The 17331-nt window shown below is 44.8% G+C and carries 16 protein-coding genes and 1 other RNA gene; 4 read left to right on the plus strand and 13 right to left on the minus strand.

Going from position 1 to position 17331, the window contains the following annotated elements; genetic code table 11:
* Nucleotides 1–12: 12 nt before the first annotated feature.
* Nucleotides 13–2724, minus strand: coding sequence for an anti-phage protein Ppl (gene ppl, locus AC6R10_RS01215; protein WP_500671247.1), 2712 nt, complete (start codon nt 2722–2724; stop codon nt 13–15).
* Nucleotides 2725–3098: 374 nt separating this feature from the next.
* On the opposite strand from ppl, the gene AC6R10_RS01220 reads away from it, so the two are divergent.
* On the plus strand, nt 3099–4028 hold the full coding sequence (locus AC6R10_RS01220) for a PD-(D/E)XK nuclease superfamily protein (protein ID WP_500625892.1): 930 nt from the start codon (nt 3099–3101) through the stop codon (nt 4026–4028).
* Between the two features lie 446 nt (nt 4029–4474).
* Here AC6R10_RS01220 and AC6R10_RS01225 read toward each other — a convergent pair whose 3' ends face one another.
* The gene (locus AC6R10_RS01225) at nt 4475–5353 is read right to left on the minus strand and encodes a hypothetical protein (RefSeq protein ID WP_500625891.1); all 879 of its coding nucleotides are present in this window, start codon (nt 5351–5353) and stop codon (nt 4475–4477) included.
* A gap of 473 nt (nt 5354–5826) precedes the next feature.
* Here AC6R10_RS01225 and AC6R10_RS01230 point away from each other — a divergent pair, with 473 nt between their 5' ends.
* Nucleotides 5827–5922, plus strand: coding sequence for a DUF4357 domain-containing protein (locus tag AC6R10_RS01230; protein ID WP_500671439.1), 96 nt, complete (start codon nt 5827–5829; stop codon nt 5920–5922).
* Between the two features lie 22 nt (nt 5923–5944).
* On the opposite strand, the gene AC6R10_RS01235 is transcribed toward AC6R10_RS01230, so the two are convergent.
* Both AC6R10_RS01235 and AC6R10_RS01240 read right to left on the minus strand, forming a co-directional pair.
* A complete protein-coding gene (locus AC6R10_RS01235; RefSeq protein ID WP_500625890.1) occupies nt 5945–7330 on the minus strand; it encodes a DEAD/DEAH box helicase in 1386 nt (461 codons plus the stop codon).
* Nucleotides 7324–7869, minus strand: coding sequence for a VspR family transcription factor (locus AC6R10_RS01240; RefSeq protein ID WP_500625889.1), 546 nt, complete (start codon nt 7867–7869; stop codon nt 7324–7326). The genes AC6R10_RS01235 and AC6R10_RS01240 overlap by 7 nt, the downstream gene beginning before the upstream one ends.
* 101 nt (nt 7870–7970) lie before the next feature.
* Here AC6R10_RS01240 and AC6R10_RS01245 point away from each other — a divergent pair, with 101 nt between their 5' ends.
* Entirely contained in the window at nt 7971–8288 is a 318-nt protein-coding gene (locus AC6R10_RS01245) for a helix-turn-helix domain-containing protein (protein ID WP_500625888.1), read from the plus strand.
* A gap of 10 nt (nt 8289–8298) precedes the next feature.
* On the opposite strand, the gene AC6R10_RS01250 is transcribed toward AC6R10_RS01245, so the two are convergent.
* The 8 genes from AC6R10_RS01250 to AC6R10_RS01285 form a co-directional block, all read right to left on the minus strand.
* The gene (locus AC6R10_RS01250) at nt 8299–9507 is read right to left on the minus strand and encodes an IS256 family transposase (protein WP_500625857.1); all 1209 of its coding nucleotides are present in this window, start codon (nt 9505–9507) and stop codon (nt 8299–8301) included.
* Between the two features lie 105 nt (nt 9508–9612).
* Nucleotides 9613–10320 (minus strand): TniB family NTP-binding protein, encoded by a 708-nt coding sequence (locus tag AC6R10_RS01255; protein WP_500671248.1) that lies wholly within the window; start codon nt 10318–10320, stop codon nt 9613–9615.
* 48 nt (nt 10321–10368) lie between these two features.
* On the minus strand, nt 10369–10575 hold the full coding sequence (locus tag AC6R10_RS01260) for a hypothetical protein (protein ID WP_500671249.1): 207 nt from the start codon (nt 10573–10575) through the stop codon (nt 10369–10371).
* A gap of 23 nt (nt 10576–10598) precedes the next feature.
* Nucleotides 10599–12515 carry an integrase catalytic domain-containing protein gene (locus AC6R10_RS01265; RefSeq protein WP_500625886.1) on the minus strand — a complete coding sequence of 639 codons (1917 nt, stop codon included), beginning with the start codon at nt 12513–12515 and terminating at the stop codon, nt 10599–10601.
* A 1-nt stretch (nt 12516) separates the two neighbouring features.
* A complete protein-coding gene (locus tag AC6R10_RS01270; protein ID WP_500625885.1) occupies nt 12517–13143 on the minus strand; it encodes a TnsA endonuclease N-terminal domain-containing protein in 627 nt (208 codons plus the stop codon).
* A gap of 123 nt (nt 13144–13266) precedes the next feature.
* Nucleotides 13267–13363: signal recognition particle sRNA small type (gene ffs / locus AC6R10_RS01275), an RNA gene on the minus strand.
* A gap of 142 nt (nt 13364–13505) precedes the next feature.
* Nucleotides 13506–15545 carry a GGDEF domain-containing protein gene (locus AC6R10_RS01280; protein ID WP_500671250.1) on the minus strand — a complete coding sequence of 680 codons (2040 nt, stop codon included), beginning with the start codon at nt 15543–15545 and terminating at the stop codon, nt 13506–13508.
* 158 nt (nt 15546–15703) lie between these two features.
* Nucleotides 15704–16441, minus strand: a complete 738-nt coding sequence (locus AC6R10_RS01285; RefSeq protein WP_500671251.1) for a VP0952 family biofilm-associated protein — start codon at nt 16439–16441, stop codon at nt 15704–15706.
* 51 nt (nt 16442–16492) lie between these two features.
* Here AC6R10_RS01285 and AC6R10_RS01290 point away from each other — a divergent pair, with 51 nt between their 5' ends.
* On the plus strand, nt 16493–16795 hold the full coding sequence (locus tag AC6R10_RS01290) for an MGMT family protein (RefSeq protein WP_500671252.1): 303 nt from the start codon (nt 16493–16495) through the stop codon (nt 16793–16795).
* An 8-nt stretch (nt 16796–16803) separates the two neighbouring features.
* On the opposite strand, the gene AC6R10_RS01295 is transcribed toward AC6R10_RS01290, so the two are convergent.
* Entirely contained in the window at nt 16804–17232 is a 429-nt protein-coding gene (locus AC6R10_RS01295; RefSeq protein ID WP_500671253.1) for a YbaY family lipoprotein, read from the minus strand.
* Nucleotides 17233–17331 lie beyond the last annotated feature (99 nt).

Genomic DNA, 17331 nt, shown 5'->3' on the forward strand with positions numbered 1-17331 from the left:
AGTTTGCTTTATCTAACCTATTATGCGCTTGAACCTAGTTCTAAAGGCTTTTTCACCACCTTCCATTTGGTTACATATAAACCCTTTCACCGCCTCTTCTTGCAGCCCTCCAGAAATGTAAGGCTCCAACCTTTGAGCTTGCTGTTGCATCCCTACCACTAACTCCGCATCGCCATTCACCACAATTGGCGCAGAGTGTGTGACGACAACTAACTGTCTACGTTTCTTATTATTTGAAATCGCAGGGATCACAGAGCTCGCAAGCATAGCGCAATCTAGGTCATCTTCAGGCTGATCGAGGATAAGCGGATCCTCGCCATATGACATTAAAAAGGACAACATCGAGGCAGACTTTTGGCCAGGTGAAGCCCTTTCTAATTGACGAAATTGTTTCATTGAGTCTTGGAACTCAATCTGTAGCCCATCGTCAGGAAACCAACAATGTAACTCATCTAACCTTTCATCCTGCAGTTGCCCCAGTCGCGCTCTTAGTGCGCCATGGATCGAGGCATAGTCATCACTCTGTTCCTTTTTGACACATGCAATATGGAAACGCTTTAGTTTGGCCAACTCAGTGTATCGCTTCTCCGCGCTTTGAGGATTGAATTTGTTCAAGTTTTCCATCGCGAACAATAAGCTATTCGGAGTGCCTCCATCAAAAATGTGGCTTTCGAATCTTTCAATTCCTGAGGCCGCCTGATACCCCTTAACTAACCGTTCACTCGAACACGCTAGAGGAAGCACTTTGATCCTAAGTTCCGTTAGACCAAGCTCCTCAATGAACTGGTTACGGACTTTGGTTAGATTCTCCCTGTGCGTGACCAGTTTCCCGTACAATTCAGCTTTGTTTGCTTGAACCAACGCAAGGGCATCTTTCAACCCTTGTTCGTTACTTAGAGCAACCTGCAATTCCGCTTGCGAGTCCATAAGAGCACTCAGCTCTTCGTGATTAATTTCCGCATCCTTTAATTGCGAAACCCTAGAACTTAAATCAGCAGAGTTAGCCTCAATTCGCCCCTTGATCGTCTGATAATAGGCTTGCTCAGTGGACTTAACCAACTTGGCCTTCGACTCTTCAATCAGCGCGAGAACTGCAGCACACAGGGTGTCATGAATTTCATTAACCTCGAGCTGCCACTTACCTAAGTCGGACTCTGTATCGTCAATCGCTCCCGATGCGCTCTCGGTACAAATGCCCTCAAGCCCCTCGATTAAATCATCGACTTTCTGCTTACTGTCTCCCGCCTTACCTAATTCTTCTTTATCGCTTGCAAGTGCCTGTTGAAGCGACTCTAATCCCGCTTCTTTTAAGGTTTGAAGCTTACGATCAACGTCTTGTAAATCGCCTTTAGTGGTGATGAGGTTACCGATAGCTCGCTGGGCTTCACGCTCTTCAAAACAGAGCTGTTTATACTTCGTTTCAAGGTCCAGCTTTTCTTGTTCCCACTTGGCATAATTTACGGTATCACTCTCATCGATCACGCTTAGAAATGAATTCGGCTTAGTCGCCATTTCATAGAGCATTTTTTGTGAGAAAATCGATACTGGAAAGCGTGATGTATTGAAGGTATCTTCTTCCTCCCATTGCTCACTTTCCTTTTTGAAGTGCTGAAAGGATGTCTTTGTCGGTGACCAAGATAGCCTGTATTGGTCTTGACCTTTATGGTATTCAAGCTCGACGAATGAGTCAGCTGTCATCGCACCGTTCTGGCCCACCTCTTTAAATGCATCAATATTGCTTTGCTGTATCTGAGGAAGGTGTTCATCACGACGGAGGCTTAAACGCATCGCTTCGATTAACGTTGACTTACCCGAACCCCGACTACCCACAATGGAGGTATACCAAGGGCTTAGTTCGATATTGATGGGACTACCAGTGATGTCTTGGCACATCTTGGTTTTTAAGGTTAGTTTAGTGATTCGCTTCGATGGGATCGCTGGTGGCTGTTTAGGTCCACGCTTTATACAGTGCTTTGGATCAGACAGTGCTACCTTTAACCCTTCAAAGGAAGGTTTTATCATCTTAACCCAGGTGTAGCCCTGTCCCATTTCACCAATAGAATGCGCGTCAGACCCTTTTAACCAAGCAAGATCCTCAATTAGTTTCTTCTGATAGTTGTCAAGATCATCCACATCGCCGATTAGCTCTATTGCGTCTGGTTTTGCATCAAATACCGCACTGACTGAGCCTTGATTATCATTCTGAAATACGCCTTTATCCTTGTCGACATGTGCAAGAATCGCCAAAGTCGGTGAATGAAATGCATGGATAGCCTCAACAACCCCGCGCGCACCTCGTGACAGTTCTATTGAATGATTTTTACCTTGAACGGGGGGAAGTCCGCAGCTGCCCACCAGCTCGCTAATGGTTGTGGAAGTAGCGTCATCATGCAAGATAGCGAGAACATGCACATTCCCCGCAGCGGTAAGCTCCACTGCCGGCATAATGACAATGTCCCGATACCCGTTGCCCTCGCCCGCCTCGTGCTCTACTTTAAGCGCTTCCAGTTCAGCCCGTATTGCATCTAGACCGTCACCCGTATTGTGATCACTCAGTACAACACAATCCACCTCATTGGACATTTGACCAAGGAGCCATTCACGGTTAGTACAACTAGGTGTCCTATCAGACCTAGGAAAGTCATCCGAGGCAGGTGAATGACAATGAAAATCAACCTTAAACCACTTACTACCAACAACTTGCAACTCGTGCTCCCAATGCAATAAGCAACTCTATTGTTATGTGCGCCGTATGATATGCGAGGTCAGTTTTGCGTTCAATGTTCTAGAACAAAGTTATGCCTGCATATTATTGGATATGTCGTAGCTCTATCGTTACTTCATCCACCCCAAATAAGGTCACTCAGTTTAGCGGCTTTCCATGCTTTTGCGGTTTCAAATAGTTACGTTGCCGAAGCTCACTTTTGTCCATACTCGTGTTAGGCCGAACCGCTCTAGCACGTTTCTGCCCCATTCCTTGCTAGCCGCGCTCAACTTCACAAATCATAGTGAGGTGATTTGACCTACTTTTTCTTATCTATGTAATGTCTAGGGAAGTGGACACTTACCAGATAACAACTATAGGAAAGTTATGGCTAATGAAAGAACTAAATACATTTCAGAGTGTTAATGAGCGTGATGTTGATCTATTAGTGCTAGAGGAGCTTAATGTTTCCGACTCATTTGCTCAATGGTTTGTTTGTCGTGTTCGAGAAGAAATAACCTCAGTAAAAACGCTCGGTGCTTGGCACTCTGTCGTAGATACTAACCTAGGCGAGTCAGACTTAGTTTATATCTATCAATCAGATGACTTATCTTCACAAGCAATACTTATTGAAAACAAGATTGATGCTTCAGCTCAGGCCCAACAAGGAGAGAGATACAGGCTTAGGGGTAACAGAGGTCTAGAAGATGGTCTTTGGCAAGATTTTAGAACATGTATCATTGCTCCAAAGGCATATATCGCTCGAAATGCTGAACCATACGACGCTGCCATTTCATACGAAGAAATAATGGTTTACCTTGCTGCCCAAGGTGATAAGCGAGGACTCTATAAGGCACAGACATTAAAAGATGCTATTGAAAAAAACAGAAGGGGTTACGTTGCGACGGTTTGCACCAAAACAACAGAATTTGCACAAAAATACTTAGCTTATGTCTCAGAACATTTTCCTCAATTGAATCCTGAGCAATCAAAACCCCGAGCTAATGGGCACGACTGGATTCATTTCTATCCCGATCCAATAAATAAAAACATACGAATCATTCACCAGATCTACGGCAAAGTCATCAAGTTGCAGTTTCTAGGCCAAGCAGACAACTTTGACGATATTAAAAGTCACTTTGAAGGTTTGGAATGTAGTGGATATCGAATCATAAAGTCGGGAAAATCAGTAAACATAGAAACACCATTACCTGAGATATCAATCGCAGAACAGAGTTTTGACTCAGTATTGGAAGAAATTAGTATCGCTCTAAATAAAGCCCAGCAGTTGCATTCGTGGATGGAAAATTACCATTCTGTGTGACCGTTAAAGAAACGATGCTCAGGAAAACTTATGTCCAGAGGCTTGCCGATGGGGCATGAAACACAGAAATGCCCCAAAGTGTGATTGGAGTAGTTTACATACCATGAGAGCGTATGGCGTTTCTTCATACTTTTCCTAATACCTCGAAAGCACCTGGGGAAGTGGGTTCAGTTCGGACAAAACTAACTAATGTCTATAGACTCGAGGGCTATTCAGGTCAGTACAGCCTGGACACAGAACTATGACTGTGTGATACCAGTTGGCAGGTGGGCTCGGTCAACGTCTAAAGCCTCGGCAGTAAAACTGTTATCATCCAAGCTGCAACTACCTCTACCACCAAAAAGACGAGTATGGCGCAGATTTTCGACTACTGGCTGATATGTATCTTCATACCTGCTAACACAATGCCAATCAGTCCTTGCAAGAGTATACACACTCAACCGAGCCTAAAGTGATAATGGTGCATCCTTTACTTCACTCATTACTGCATCAACGACTTCTCGATTTGCGTTTACGCAACTTTTTTTCAAGGTTTCCAGCGCGTCTTTAGGATCACTTTGCGTCGACAGCATAATCTGCAAACTGGTATTACCATTACCGCTACCACCGCTTAACATAACTAGCATGGCTTTGTCAGGGTACTCGTTATTAGGGTTCCGCATTGAATTAAAAGTGCCATGCATACTCTGCGCTTCCATAGCGGTCTCAAAATTGGTAACCGGGCGTGCTTGGATAACGTAGAGCTGTTTGCCTCCACGTTTAAAGTCATAGAACTGGCTTAGATTAAACCTAGCCTTGAGTGCTTTTGCAACCTCTTCGTAATCGTAGGGATACGATCTACGATAAGCGATATCTGTAACGATACCATTCTGTTGGTTGTAAACTATTTTTACCTCTGCGCTATCAGAGCTATTTTCATCTATATAGGAATAGAAAAAACTTGCTGGAACGCTCGTTTGAGCTAAACTTTCGGTACCGCTAGTAAATGCGTCAGAAAGACGTATAAGCTGCTCTTTGCTTAACTTCCTTTTATCAATTTTGTTGCCTTCCCAAAATTGCTGGCGGCAATATTCGCTGTACGTGGACCATTCATTGTTTAAATTAATTTGGATGTTTTGGCTATTGACGGAATACGTCCCTTTAGAAGAGTCGATAGGATCTCGCTCTAGCAAAGAAGCGATGCTGTCCCCCAAGCGAATCCCATCAATAGACACTGTATCTACGTCCGTTCCGTCTAACACTGGTGGCACGTTTAATGTTTGGCTGCGTGCGTAATAGGGTAAAACGACAACCAGCGACAAAATTGCATAATTCAACCATTTCATAGTTTATTCTCCTATCCGTGGTGCTAATGAAAAATCGCTCCGAGCTATCATCTGCTTAGAAAGACGAGCTTAGGGGGGATGAAATAGTTGTTCAAGGTTTACATAGTCAATTTCATACTTATTGACTAGCTTTGCATTTTTTGTTTAAGCGGCACGCACACGTTGTTACACCGCCATCGCATAGAGAGAATTTCAATTGCCATATGGAGAGACTATTTCAGTAACTGGCTGTAATTGATCCACATAGCCATCTGTAGTGGCATAGTTAATTTGGTCAACTGGTAAGAGGTTTTGCAATACTTCAGGTTATCCTTTAAACGCTAATTTAGCGAAAGCTGTAGCTAATTTTTGTCCAGCAACGAGCTAGCTCATATGATGGCTAGCTTTTCTAAAGGCTATAAGAAACTGCGTAGTAACCTCAAAGACAAAGGTGTACAACACCATCTGGTGATCATCTGATTACGACTGAAGATATTCCGTTTACGAGTGCCTCACAAGCCGCAGCCGTCCTACTTGGCTATCCTTGTAGCGGTCATAATTACTGGAGAGGCTCTTTGGGTAAACGTTGAAAGATATTGAGACAGAATCAGTTTAAGTGAATGCTGCGATGACTCTCTGTTTAAAGAGACCCAGGCTTAACTCATCCAATGCTAGAAAAGGAGGCTCAACATTATTTGGGTCAGTGCTATCTGAAGATTCTCCCCAACTAAGTAAGCCTTGTTGAGATCGATTAGATTTAACGCTTTCCGATACGGTGGATATTGGTATGCGTTGTTCATCTAGAACACTCGGCACATTATTTGCTCGTTTAATGTACATACAGCTATCAGGAATATCCTGCTCTATTCTTTCAGAAAACCCAATCAAACTTTCCTCAGCAAAGGTATACAGCCAAGCTTCCTGGTTGAGTGAATCGTTAACTCTTAATATTCTTCCAAGGACTTGCCTAAAGTAAAGCTCTGTTTTGACCGAACTCATATGGCAACAAACTTGTAGGCGAGGGATATCTGTTCCTTCACTTATCATCCCAACACTGACTATCCATTGAACATTCGAGTGACGAAAAGACTCAATTTCATTTAATGGATTATCATGATGATAAGTTACGATGCGTGCTGATTGATTAAAGTGCTCAACAAGCCGCTTTTGGATATCCTTCGCGTGCTTGATAGAAGCAGCAACGACTAAGCCTCCTGCATTTGGCGACTCTTGCCTTATTTGAGCTAGCTTTTGGCAACCACTATTCAATATGTAGTTCATAGCGTCTTCATTGTGAATGACACTGTGATAAGAAACATCGGATTGTTTAAGGCAATCAAGAATAGAAGTGAAGTGTTGATTATCACTGCCAGCCTTAACACTCAGGTGTTCATTATCGATTAAAACGATTTTAGGACGACGGCACACCTCATCTTCAACAGCCTGTTGCAAACCATAATGATAGTCACAAACAACCTTACCATCTGGGTCGGAATATTCAGCCATGACAATGGGTAGTCGATCGGAGCGCCAAGGAGTGCCCGACAGCGCCAATGTGTAACGGGCAATATCTTGGATCTTACTGACAATTTCTAATCCCCATGAATTTGACCGCCCCTCATCATCAAACGAACAATGATGGATCTCATCAAATACAACTAGCACTCGATACTTACTAACGGTGGTCCAAAATTTATCATCCAAGTAACGGATGGATTGATAGGTGTAAGAGCCACCAAGAGACCCCAAGCCTCCATTAAAGGAACATTCTAGTGTCCATGAAAATGTCTTCTGCATCCCTTCGGCAACCGAAAGTGATGGTGAAAAACAGAGAACTAAGTCAATCATATCTCCTTCAAAAAGGCACTTAGCAACCTCTGCTGCCATGACAGTTTTACCCGCACCAGGAGTGGCTTGACAGAAAAAATGTGGGCGTCTATTTGATGAAAACTTATTGATAGCCTGATCTACACATTCAGCTTGCCATGCTCTTAACATTGGGAAGCCTTTCTTTCGGCTATTTGCATCCAGTTAGTTAGCGCATTAATCCTACCCAATAGCTTGGCAGAGCGTTCTCTTGCCGAATTAAAAAGTGGTTGTATGTCTTGCTTGTTGTTTGGAAAGCGCATCAGCAATGACTGATACTCTTCTATTTCCCCCAGAGTAATCGCTAGTTCACCTTGATGTTGTTTCTTCTCTTGTTCCAATGTATTTAGGGAATAATCTAGACTTCCATCAGTCACTGAGCCCTCTGAGGCCTTCGTCTTTCCGGGCGTTCTAGGCTCGATCATGAGTGCTTTAAAGTCGTTAGTTTGATGGTAGCGCTTGTCCCTACGAGTCCCAGTGACAGAAAGCCAGCCTTTCTCCTCAAATGACAAAAGCTGTTTGTAAATATACTTTCGAGCGTCGTCTCTGTTCGAAAAGGTTGAAGTACCCTTTAACAAAGCATCCCTCGCTTCTACAACAGTGAAATTGTCCATCCCTTTTTCAATCAATAGGTTAAACATATCAGGGTTAATTCTGGTTACTTTCTTCATGTGACTCTTGCATACAACAAAAACTTAGGATTGCTAAGTATACAAAAATCAGTAAAACTTAGACAATCTAAGTTATCTAAAGGTTGAAAAGAAATGTGTAAGTGCAGAAAGACAACCCAATCCCAGCGAGGCTCAAAGCTGCGCGTAAAAAAGCCAAAATCACCCAAAAAGATTTAGGGGTGAAAATCGGCATGGAACCAAGCTCTGCTAGTGGGCGAATGAACCATTATGAGAAAGGCAGACACGTACCTGATATTGGAACGCTAGAACGAATGGCTGAAGTATTAGATGTTCCATTGAACTACTTTTTCTGTAGGAGCGAATTGAGCGCTGAGTTAGCGTGCGCAATTGATAAGTTGAATGATGAAGAGAAGGCGGCCCTATTATTAAAACTGGACCCTGTAAATAATTCTGTGTAACTGTCGGGGGTTACATGTATTCAGTGAGTCGGTCTTCGAACATAATCATAAAGCGGTTTAGAGCTTGTCGCCAGTTTCTAATCGGCATCGTCCACTTCTTGGAAGCATCTCGGATAGCCAGGTAGATCACCTTTCTAGCTGATTCATCCGTTGGGAAGAGCTTGCGCTTCTTGATCGCTTTTCTAATAACGCTGTTGAGGGATTCAATGGCGTTAGTCGTGTAAATGGCTCGGCGAATATCCTCTGGGTAGTTAAACAGGGTGTTGAGGTTGTCCCAATGCGCCGTCCAAGAGCGACTGATTTGAGGATACTTACTATCCCATCGTTCAGAGAACTGCTCTAAAGCGAGCAGTGCCTCATCTTCTGTGGCTGATTGGTAGATTTTCTTCAGGTCAGCCGTCACCGCTTTGTAGTCTTTCCAAGGGACGTATTTGACCGAGTTTCGCACCATGTGGACGATACAGAGCTGTATTTGCGTCTCTGGGAACGCAGTATTGATGGCGTCAGGAAAACCTTTTAGTCCGTCAACGCAAGCGATAAGGATGTCTTTTACCCCACGGTTTTGAAGCTCTGTCAGCACGTTAAGCCAGAACTTGGCGCCTTCCGTTTCAGAGAGCCACATGCCGAGCAGTTCTTTCTGGCCTTCCATGTTGACGCCTAACGCAAGATAGACCGCTTTGTTGATGACTTGCTTGTCTTGACGCACCTTAACCACGATGCAATCGAGATAGACGATAGGGTAAATTTCGTCGAGAGGTCGCGACTGCCATTCAATCACTTGCTCGAGTACCGAGTCGGTCACCTTTGATATCAGCGTTGGTGAGACGTCTGCATCATACATTTCCTTGAACGTTGCGACGATTTCACGTGTGGTCATGCCTTTCGCATATAGGCTTAATATCTTGTCGTCCATGGATTGGAATCGAGTTTGGTGCTTGCGGACGAGTTGAGGTTCAAAGCTAGCTTCACGATCGCGAGGGACGTCGATATCGACTTCTCCATCATCGGTGATGATTGATTTACCCGAGTAGCCATTGCGGGAGTTGGAGCTAGTTCTAGGTTGGTGTTTTTGATACCCAAGGTGCTCATCGAGTTCAGCGTTTAACGCCGTTTCAACGGTCACCTTGGTTAACATTTTTCGGAAGTCATCAAGATCAGATTCAGTCTTAATTGACTTTGCTGCTTCACGAGCAAAAGCTTCGAGTGCTTTCTTATCCATATTGTCCATCCTTAGCCTTTAAGGCTTAAGTCTAGACAGTTACACAGAATTCAGGACACTCTCTAAAACTGACATCACCTAATTAACTCTGAGTAGGGTGATTCACTAACCAACAAGTTGCTGTATCGATAATTTGCTAAACACCTGTTTTACAAAACGAAGTTCACCAGTCTCGGCATCGGTTACATAATTTTCATAAGAAGCTATTTGCTCTATGGTTAGAGCATCTATCGGCACAGTGAAAGGATTTAAATCATTAGGATCATTAATTTTCTCGTAAACTGCAGCAAAGTCCTTCTCGTCAATACAGTGCTTATTATTCTCCAAAGCGACCTCTAGTGCGGCTGCAATTAACTCTTTAATCTCACCAAGTATACCTTTGCTTGCCGATAACAATCTCATTGCGAAATCGACATTTGTCAACGGCACCTTGAATGGTAAAGGCACCGTCTTTTCCAGAGCTTGTAAAACATCTAAATAGCTATCAATTGAGGACTCATCTGTGATCTTAATGTATGGAAGTTTGCGTCGAACCATAATTCGTCTGTTCCACTGCGAGTCCTCTAAAATTAGCCCGGCACTATGAAGTCCTACAAACACAATCGGCAAATGACACTCATCACTAATCATTTTGAGGCGGTCTCTAATATCCTGCCTCTGGTTATGACTTGTTCGTTCAAACAACTCTTGGCACTCCTCTATCACTAATAACTTAAGCCCAACTCTTTTCGATGTATCAATCACACAATCCGTTAATCCAATCTCTGAAGGCTTCGCTCTGCTATTTCTGTATGCGCCAAGCTCTTTGGCCATCCATAGTAAAGTCTCTAATAACGTGGGTCTTACACGAGTAATAAGGACTTAATGCCTTGATAAGTTTTTCTCGATAAAGTGATTAATAGTGGCTGTTTTGCCAGCACCGGTGCCAGCGGTCAGAAGCATTGATGGCGCAAAAGTGCCAAACTTCCTGCGTCTCATTATCCACTCGAGGCCAGAGAGGACTTTTTCAACCTCTGGGTAAACTGAAAATGAGTCATGGTATTCTGCTAAAACTTCATCACGATCCATATTCCTTCTCACTGTGGTCACATCTATTCCCTCAGGTTTTTGCGCTCGTTCCATTTAGACCTAAAGCTCTCTAGCGGAGTTGTATCAGAATTACTTTCCGACTCTGAGGTACTAAAGCTTGGTATTGGTGTTCTGTCACTCAGCTTGGCATGAGGGGTGTCGCTATTGACACTCGATATTTCTGCAACTTTCTTGGTAGATTTCGCCTTTCGTTTTCGCTCAGTGTGAGTTAACTGCATTAAGTCTGCTTGCTCTGCTTCGATTCGGTCATGTAGTGCAAGTCGAGCTTTTGCTAATGACAGTACATCCATCTCTCCTTTTATATAGGTTCTATGAGCCGCCAAAATCTTTTCATGTTCGCAAACGCTCAATCTGACTGTGTAACCAATTGGGTCCTTACTTGGAACCTTCACGTAACCTTGAAGCTCCTCGAGGTAAACGTAGATAGCGGATAAATCATCTGGGTCTACTTTTATTTTCTTTTTCATAGACTCTTTTGTTTGAGGGTACGTCTTTCGATAATCAGACAACGCTACACAGTCATAGTCTATATGCATGAACTTGATACCTTTATCTGTGAGTTTTCGATGCTGAAGAATCCCCATAACTACGCTAAATGCTTGCTCCTGATCGGGTAAGAGTTTTAATGGTGGCAAAACCTCATAGCTTTGTTTCCAATAAAGGTTTGGTATTCTTTTATGACGACTATCAGCATTAACATTGTGCACGTCTACAATCCAACGGTGAAATTCCTCTACAAAGGTACTAAAGCGCATGACTGCATCTTTTTCTGGCTTATAGTCCTCTTTTTCCAGCACGTTGGAGAATGTTTTTCCAGGCACCCAACCGACAATCCCTTGAACAATTTCACCAAATTTACGTTCAACAAATGGCTTTAACCATGGCTTTCGAACCTTGTTATAAACGACATTTATCCCAACTTCCAAACATGCATCCTCCCAGCTTTTTGACCAAAACTCCGCACCGTTGTCGACCACCAAGTTCTCGATTTTCCCTTCGCAAAGCCATTCATTATTGAATGAAATAGGCATTTCAGAAATGTAACTCTTACTTTTTGTAGCATGAATAACAGCTCTGGATGCCGCCACATAACTAGGAGCTTTAAAGCCTAGATGAAAGCCAATTATGCACCCACTAAATACATCTACGAGCAGTGTCAAATGTGCTCTACCCAATGGCACCATGAGGTCATCATGCAATAGAATCAAATCCAAGGGGGTGTGATCCATTTCGACTCGCTGCAAAATTCGAGTCGGCATATCCACAGATTGGTAATAGTTATAAAGCTTGTCTGCGTAGTATTTACCATGGCGAGCGAGCGCGACGCTGTATGGTTCCTCTTTACGAATACGATTCTTAAACGCTTCATATGACACTATCGGTATTTTTCCGGCGACTATCTTATCGTTCGCTACAATTATCCTGTCTCTGTAAAAGTTGAATGCCGCTCTAATCGACTGTCGCCTTGCGTCTAAAAACATCTTTAGAGCTTCATCATAATATTTTTCATCGCCAATAACTCTGGCTTCTCTGTTACCTTTAAGGTGGTTTTTATCGACCAAGCTAGTAAAACTTCCATTCGAGTCAACAAATGAGTTATGCCAACGCTGCAGTGATTTATAGCTAGGTTTCTTGGTAAGACGTGTTTTGGAGAAGTGTTTTTCAATTAGGGGATTGAGGTTTTTAGGGGTCCAACCTCCACTCAGTTCATTCGCAACTAAACATAACAATTTGTACCTTTCTAGCGCTTTGCTCTTCTGCTCCTCGGGATATGAAGAGAGGTCTCGCTCAATGATTTGCGTCGACTGTAATCTCGAGTACTTGAGACGTTCGGTCTGAGTTTCAGGCAAAAGCTCATGTTTTATTTCAGAATCTTCGTTGTACTCAGGCTCAAACTCGTCATGGAATCGGCCAACCATTTTATCTCACCGAAACAGCTGTACTTTCACTCAACTTAGCGATATCCAAATCAACACCGGCCTTTCCTACTGCAATCAGTCTTAAAACAGAAGCGAACACCCGACCGACGGACTCTCCAATTGAGACCGCTATATCACTGATTTTCATTGTTTCCCGTGAAATCAAATAAGAATGCACTTTGACTGCAAGCTCATCGCCTGCGATACACCCACTATACCGATGCACTAACTCTGAGTTTTTGAGAAAGTACCCATCTCTAATTTGCTTATCGGTCACCAAAACAAGACCAAATCCTCTTCGATTGGCAGCCTCTTTACGAGCAGCAAATTCTTGTTTAAATGTCTTTGATAACGTTTTCGAGTGTGGTTTGACTTCCACATACTTGAATGTGCCGTCAACATAGGTGGCTAGGAAATCAGGAGTGTAAGGGCGCTTTTTCCCATGGAGGTCATAATAGAAACCCTCTGGCTGAGATTCGTAGTGAACTACATCTGGATCATATTCGAAATGGTAGCAGCAGTCTCTCTCCAGACTACCCTCACACATAACAGCATCTCGGTTTTTGAGACTCGAGAATTTGTAGATGTTCTTATTAGGCGATGGCTTGCGAAGATTACGAATATACATATGCGTCCCTTTTGTTGTAACAAAACAACCAAATTAAGCTTAGGACACTTTATGGATTTTAAAAGGACAGATTATGATTTTATTGGGACAAGTTATGCTTTTAACAACACTTCAAAAGGGTGGAAGCCCCAGCCACATCCCGGCACACAAGTCACTTGCTGCGGCTGCTTCCTTCCGGACCTGACCGAGTTCACAAGCTATTGTTGCGGGAGGACCAGAGCCTCCATTGATTCGTTTTTCTTGCGACTGTGCGCTAAGACGTGTGGGGATTATTAATCATCGCCTGACTGATTTCAAGCGGTTAACCAGACAAATCAACGAAAAACGGCTTAACTGCCTAATCATTAAGCAATTGTGGCTGCTCAGCCATTGACGGAGCAGTTAACCAAGCTGCTTTGCTCTTTTGCGCCTTGGCTGCTGCGCTCTCGCTGCTTGCGTTTGTGGCTGTACATCGCTTGATCCGCCTGATTCAGGGCTTGCTGAAGTGTCAGTGAGCTAGCGCTCGCTTGGCAAACGCCCATAGCCAATGTAATGTTGAGTGACACACTGTTGTCCCATGAGGTATAGGTTAAGGCGGCAACATGTTGCGCCAGAATATCCAGTTGTCCTTCATCCATCGGGCCAATCAAAATAAACTCATCACCACCGATACGATAAGCGCTGCCTTGCCAGTAACGAACGATCTGGTTGGCGATCGCTTTTAACACCTCATCACCTATCTCATGCCCATAGGTATCATTGATGGCTTTGAAGCCGTTGACATCAAAATAGACCAAGGTGTCACGCGATTTGAGCCCGAGTCGATATTTACGCTGCATGGCACGCCTGTTTCTCAAGCGCGTTAAGTTATCCGTATTCGATTGGCTATAGAGGAAATACGCCACGATGACCAAGAACGCCAACACAAACAGAAGCAATGCTTGGTTCTGCTGGGCTAAGCTCTTCTCGTTATGCAGCGTGGCTTTCCAGTCTGGCTGGTTATCATAGAGGTGGATGATTTTCTCGACGTCGATCATCGTCAGCGCCTGATTGAACAGCGGCACCAATTGCGCTCCGAGTTCATTGTTTGCAAAGCCCATCGCTACCTCTGAACGATAGAACGGCGCTATTGCGGTGTCCTCTTCGAGTGGCAACACCTCTTTGCTCTCACGCAGCAACGCATGGAAGCTGCCGCGCGTCATGGGGATGTAGTCGATTTCGCCATTCAGTAGCGCCGTCACCAACGCTTGGCTATTGTTGTAGACCTTAAAGCGCTTGTTGGGCAGCAAGACATTCAGCAGTGATTCAGATGCTGCTTCTTTGATCACGCCAATACGCTCTGCGATCAATTCAGAAATGTTGCTGTAGACGCCCTTCTTGTACCCTTCCCGTTTGACCAAAATCGCTTCAGGGAAGTAGTAAGACTCACCAAAGAGCAGCTCACCCCGACGCGATTCCAGCACCGCAACCGGAGCAAGTACATCGATGGCCTGATTGACCAAATCTTGGTACATGCTTTCCCAAGTTTCATTGGCTTGACTCTCAAGCTGGCACTTAAGCAGTAAGATGTCACACGCTTGAAACAAAACGTCAGCTGCGATCCCAGACACACTGCCGTCGGCATGATAGGTCGCGTACTGACCAAAATTCTCCAACTTCACTCTCAGTGGGCGATCAAGGTCAAGGCCGCTCTCTTTCGCCACATTTCGTAGTGCATCTCTGCGAATATTAAATTGGTATTGTCGAATCGACTCACGCAACAGTTTTTGTACGCTAGCGCTATGGACGTAATGTTCTATCGCGGCCAAGAGATCCGAGTGTTGGCCTTTGGTCGTCACGATAGAGACTGGTTTAATGGGGATTTGATCGTTCAGCAGTTCGGCATCAAAACCAGAAAGCAACATCGGCTTAAGCTGGTTAATGGCGTCAACAACGCCGTCAACTTCACCGGCATTCAGTAGTCGAACCGCTTCGTGATGGCCCGAGTATTCGATGAGGGTAATAGCAGGAAAGTGGCGCTCAATCAGCTCGCCATAAATCGTGCCGTTGGGCACGCCCACGACTTGAACATCCTCTAAGCGGCGGGCTTGGGGGCTAAACAAATAGGTGTATTCAATGTTAGTGGGCGCAGAAAAATCGAAGTATTGGGCACGCTCAGGGGTGTAGGTGACATTGGCCGCGAAATCGCTCTCACCAGACTCGACAGATTGTAAGATGTCGCTAAAACTAGGATAGAGCACATACTCTACTTTGATGGAAAAATGCTGCGACACTGCATCAAACAGCGTCCTCGTGACGACGTCATCGGCTTCCATCGCGACCCGATACTGCTCTTGCGCTGCTTGGACTCCTCCCATCAACGCCAACAGTAGCCACAATCCTTGGCCGAGTTTGACCATCCGTAGCCAAAACCTAAACCACATTGTTCATGTCTCTAGCGAAAAACTAACCCAAGTAACCAGTTCTGGTGAAGACTGCTCACCCCTTTGCATGAGATTGCAATTAGGCGAGATTCTCGCACACTCGGTTGCATACGCCAAATAATTGCTAGCCCAAACGCTTTATAGTGAGAGCTATGCAACTAAATCTCCGCTTCTTCCGCACTGCGAAGGATGTAATCGGTCATCCACGCCGTGCCTAACAAGGCAAACCACACCACAAATACCGGGTTAGGCACCTCAATATTGGGCGACACCACTAAAGCGGCAAATCCGACGGTCGGTAGCGTCCAACAGAGCAATTTCCCCCAACGCAATGTTTTTAGCTTCGTCAGCGTTTCCATTGAGGCAATCATACCCGTCAGCGAGAGTGCCACCAGCACGCCGTAGGAGAGTTCAGCCATCCACAGGGGCAAAATCAAACAGAGCGCCCACCAGCTATGTTTATTCGATGGTTTCCAGTGATTGGCTGACCACCACACCACCGATATTGAGAGGGTTTGCAGCACAGTGATAAAGGCACTGCCCTCTAATTTTCCACCGGCCTGTGTGACCATAATGCCGACTTGCAGCGCTGCGACAATCAATGCGATGGTTAACACCACCCACATATTGCTGCGTTTTGAGAACACCACCATTAAGAGCGGAAAGAGTATCCATTGGCTTACAGACAACGCAATCGGCTGATAAGGCAACGTCAAGCCGTAAACCGTCATTGCACCGATCAATATCAACCCGACAATACCGCCTTGAGGCAATATCCAAAGCGCGGGAATGAGCATCGCGAGCAGTGGGATGTCTCCTTCACTCATGCTGATGGTGCGGGCGCAAATCACCGCGAGTAGTGTTGCGACAAAGAACTGAAATGTAGACAATACCATCCTCTCTCCTTATCCATTCCATGGAAAAAATCGAACTAGGACAAAAGCATTATGGACCAGTTTCTCGCGCAAATCTTTGCTGTGATTCACCAAATTCCATGTGGAAAGGTCTCTACCTACGGAGAGATCGCAAAAATGGCGGGTTACCCAGGTTACGCAAGACATGTCGGCCGAGCGCTGGGCCAACTGCCGGAGGGATCATCTCTGCCTTGGTTTCGGGTTATCAATAGTCAAGGTAAGCTCTCATTGAAAGGCGAAGCGTTTGAAAGACAAAAAAACGCCCTCATTGAAGAGGGCATTGAGGTATCACCAGAAGGCCGAGTAAGACTGGCTCGCTATCGCTGGCAGCCTTAAGGCGATGTTTAACGCACATCTTTAAGCATTAGATTCACTTGCTGCGTTTTCGCTTCATCGGTAATCACGCGATACGCGGTATCAGAGATAAAACGTAATTTCCCATCCACCTCAATTCTTGCGCTGACGCTATAAGTATGTCGCGCGTCAATTTGGCTCGGATCGTAACTGAGCTCAAACGCAAACGGGACTTGTGCCCCATCCGCCGAAAACTGCTGTTTGGCGATCACTTTTGCTGGCGCATCCGCCAGTGACACATCTTGCAACGTGACCGTCACCAAGGCTTCGCCCGGCAGTGCGATACGCTCTCGGTAGGCAAGAGTACCGGAGACTGTTTCCATTTTCGACGCTGTCGCCGACGGTTGCCCCGCTTGGCAACCTGCGAGCGCAAGTATCGCAGTGCATGCTAAAAACCAATGCGTGATATTCTTTTTCATAGTGCCTCTTTAATTTGTTCGCCAAAAACCCAACGTAAGCGGGAGAATCGTCTTGAGTATAAACGATGGCTGTGCACAGTGGTGCTTATTGATGAAAGA

The organism is Vibrio sp. R12-SG2-ISO1 (assembly GCF_059834045.1).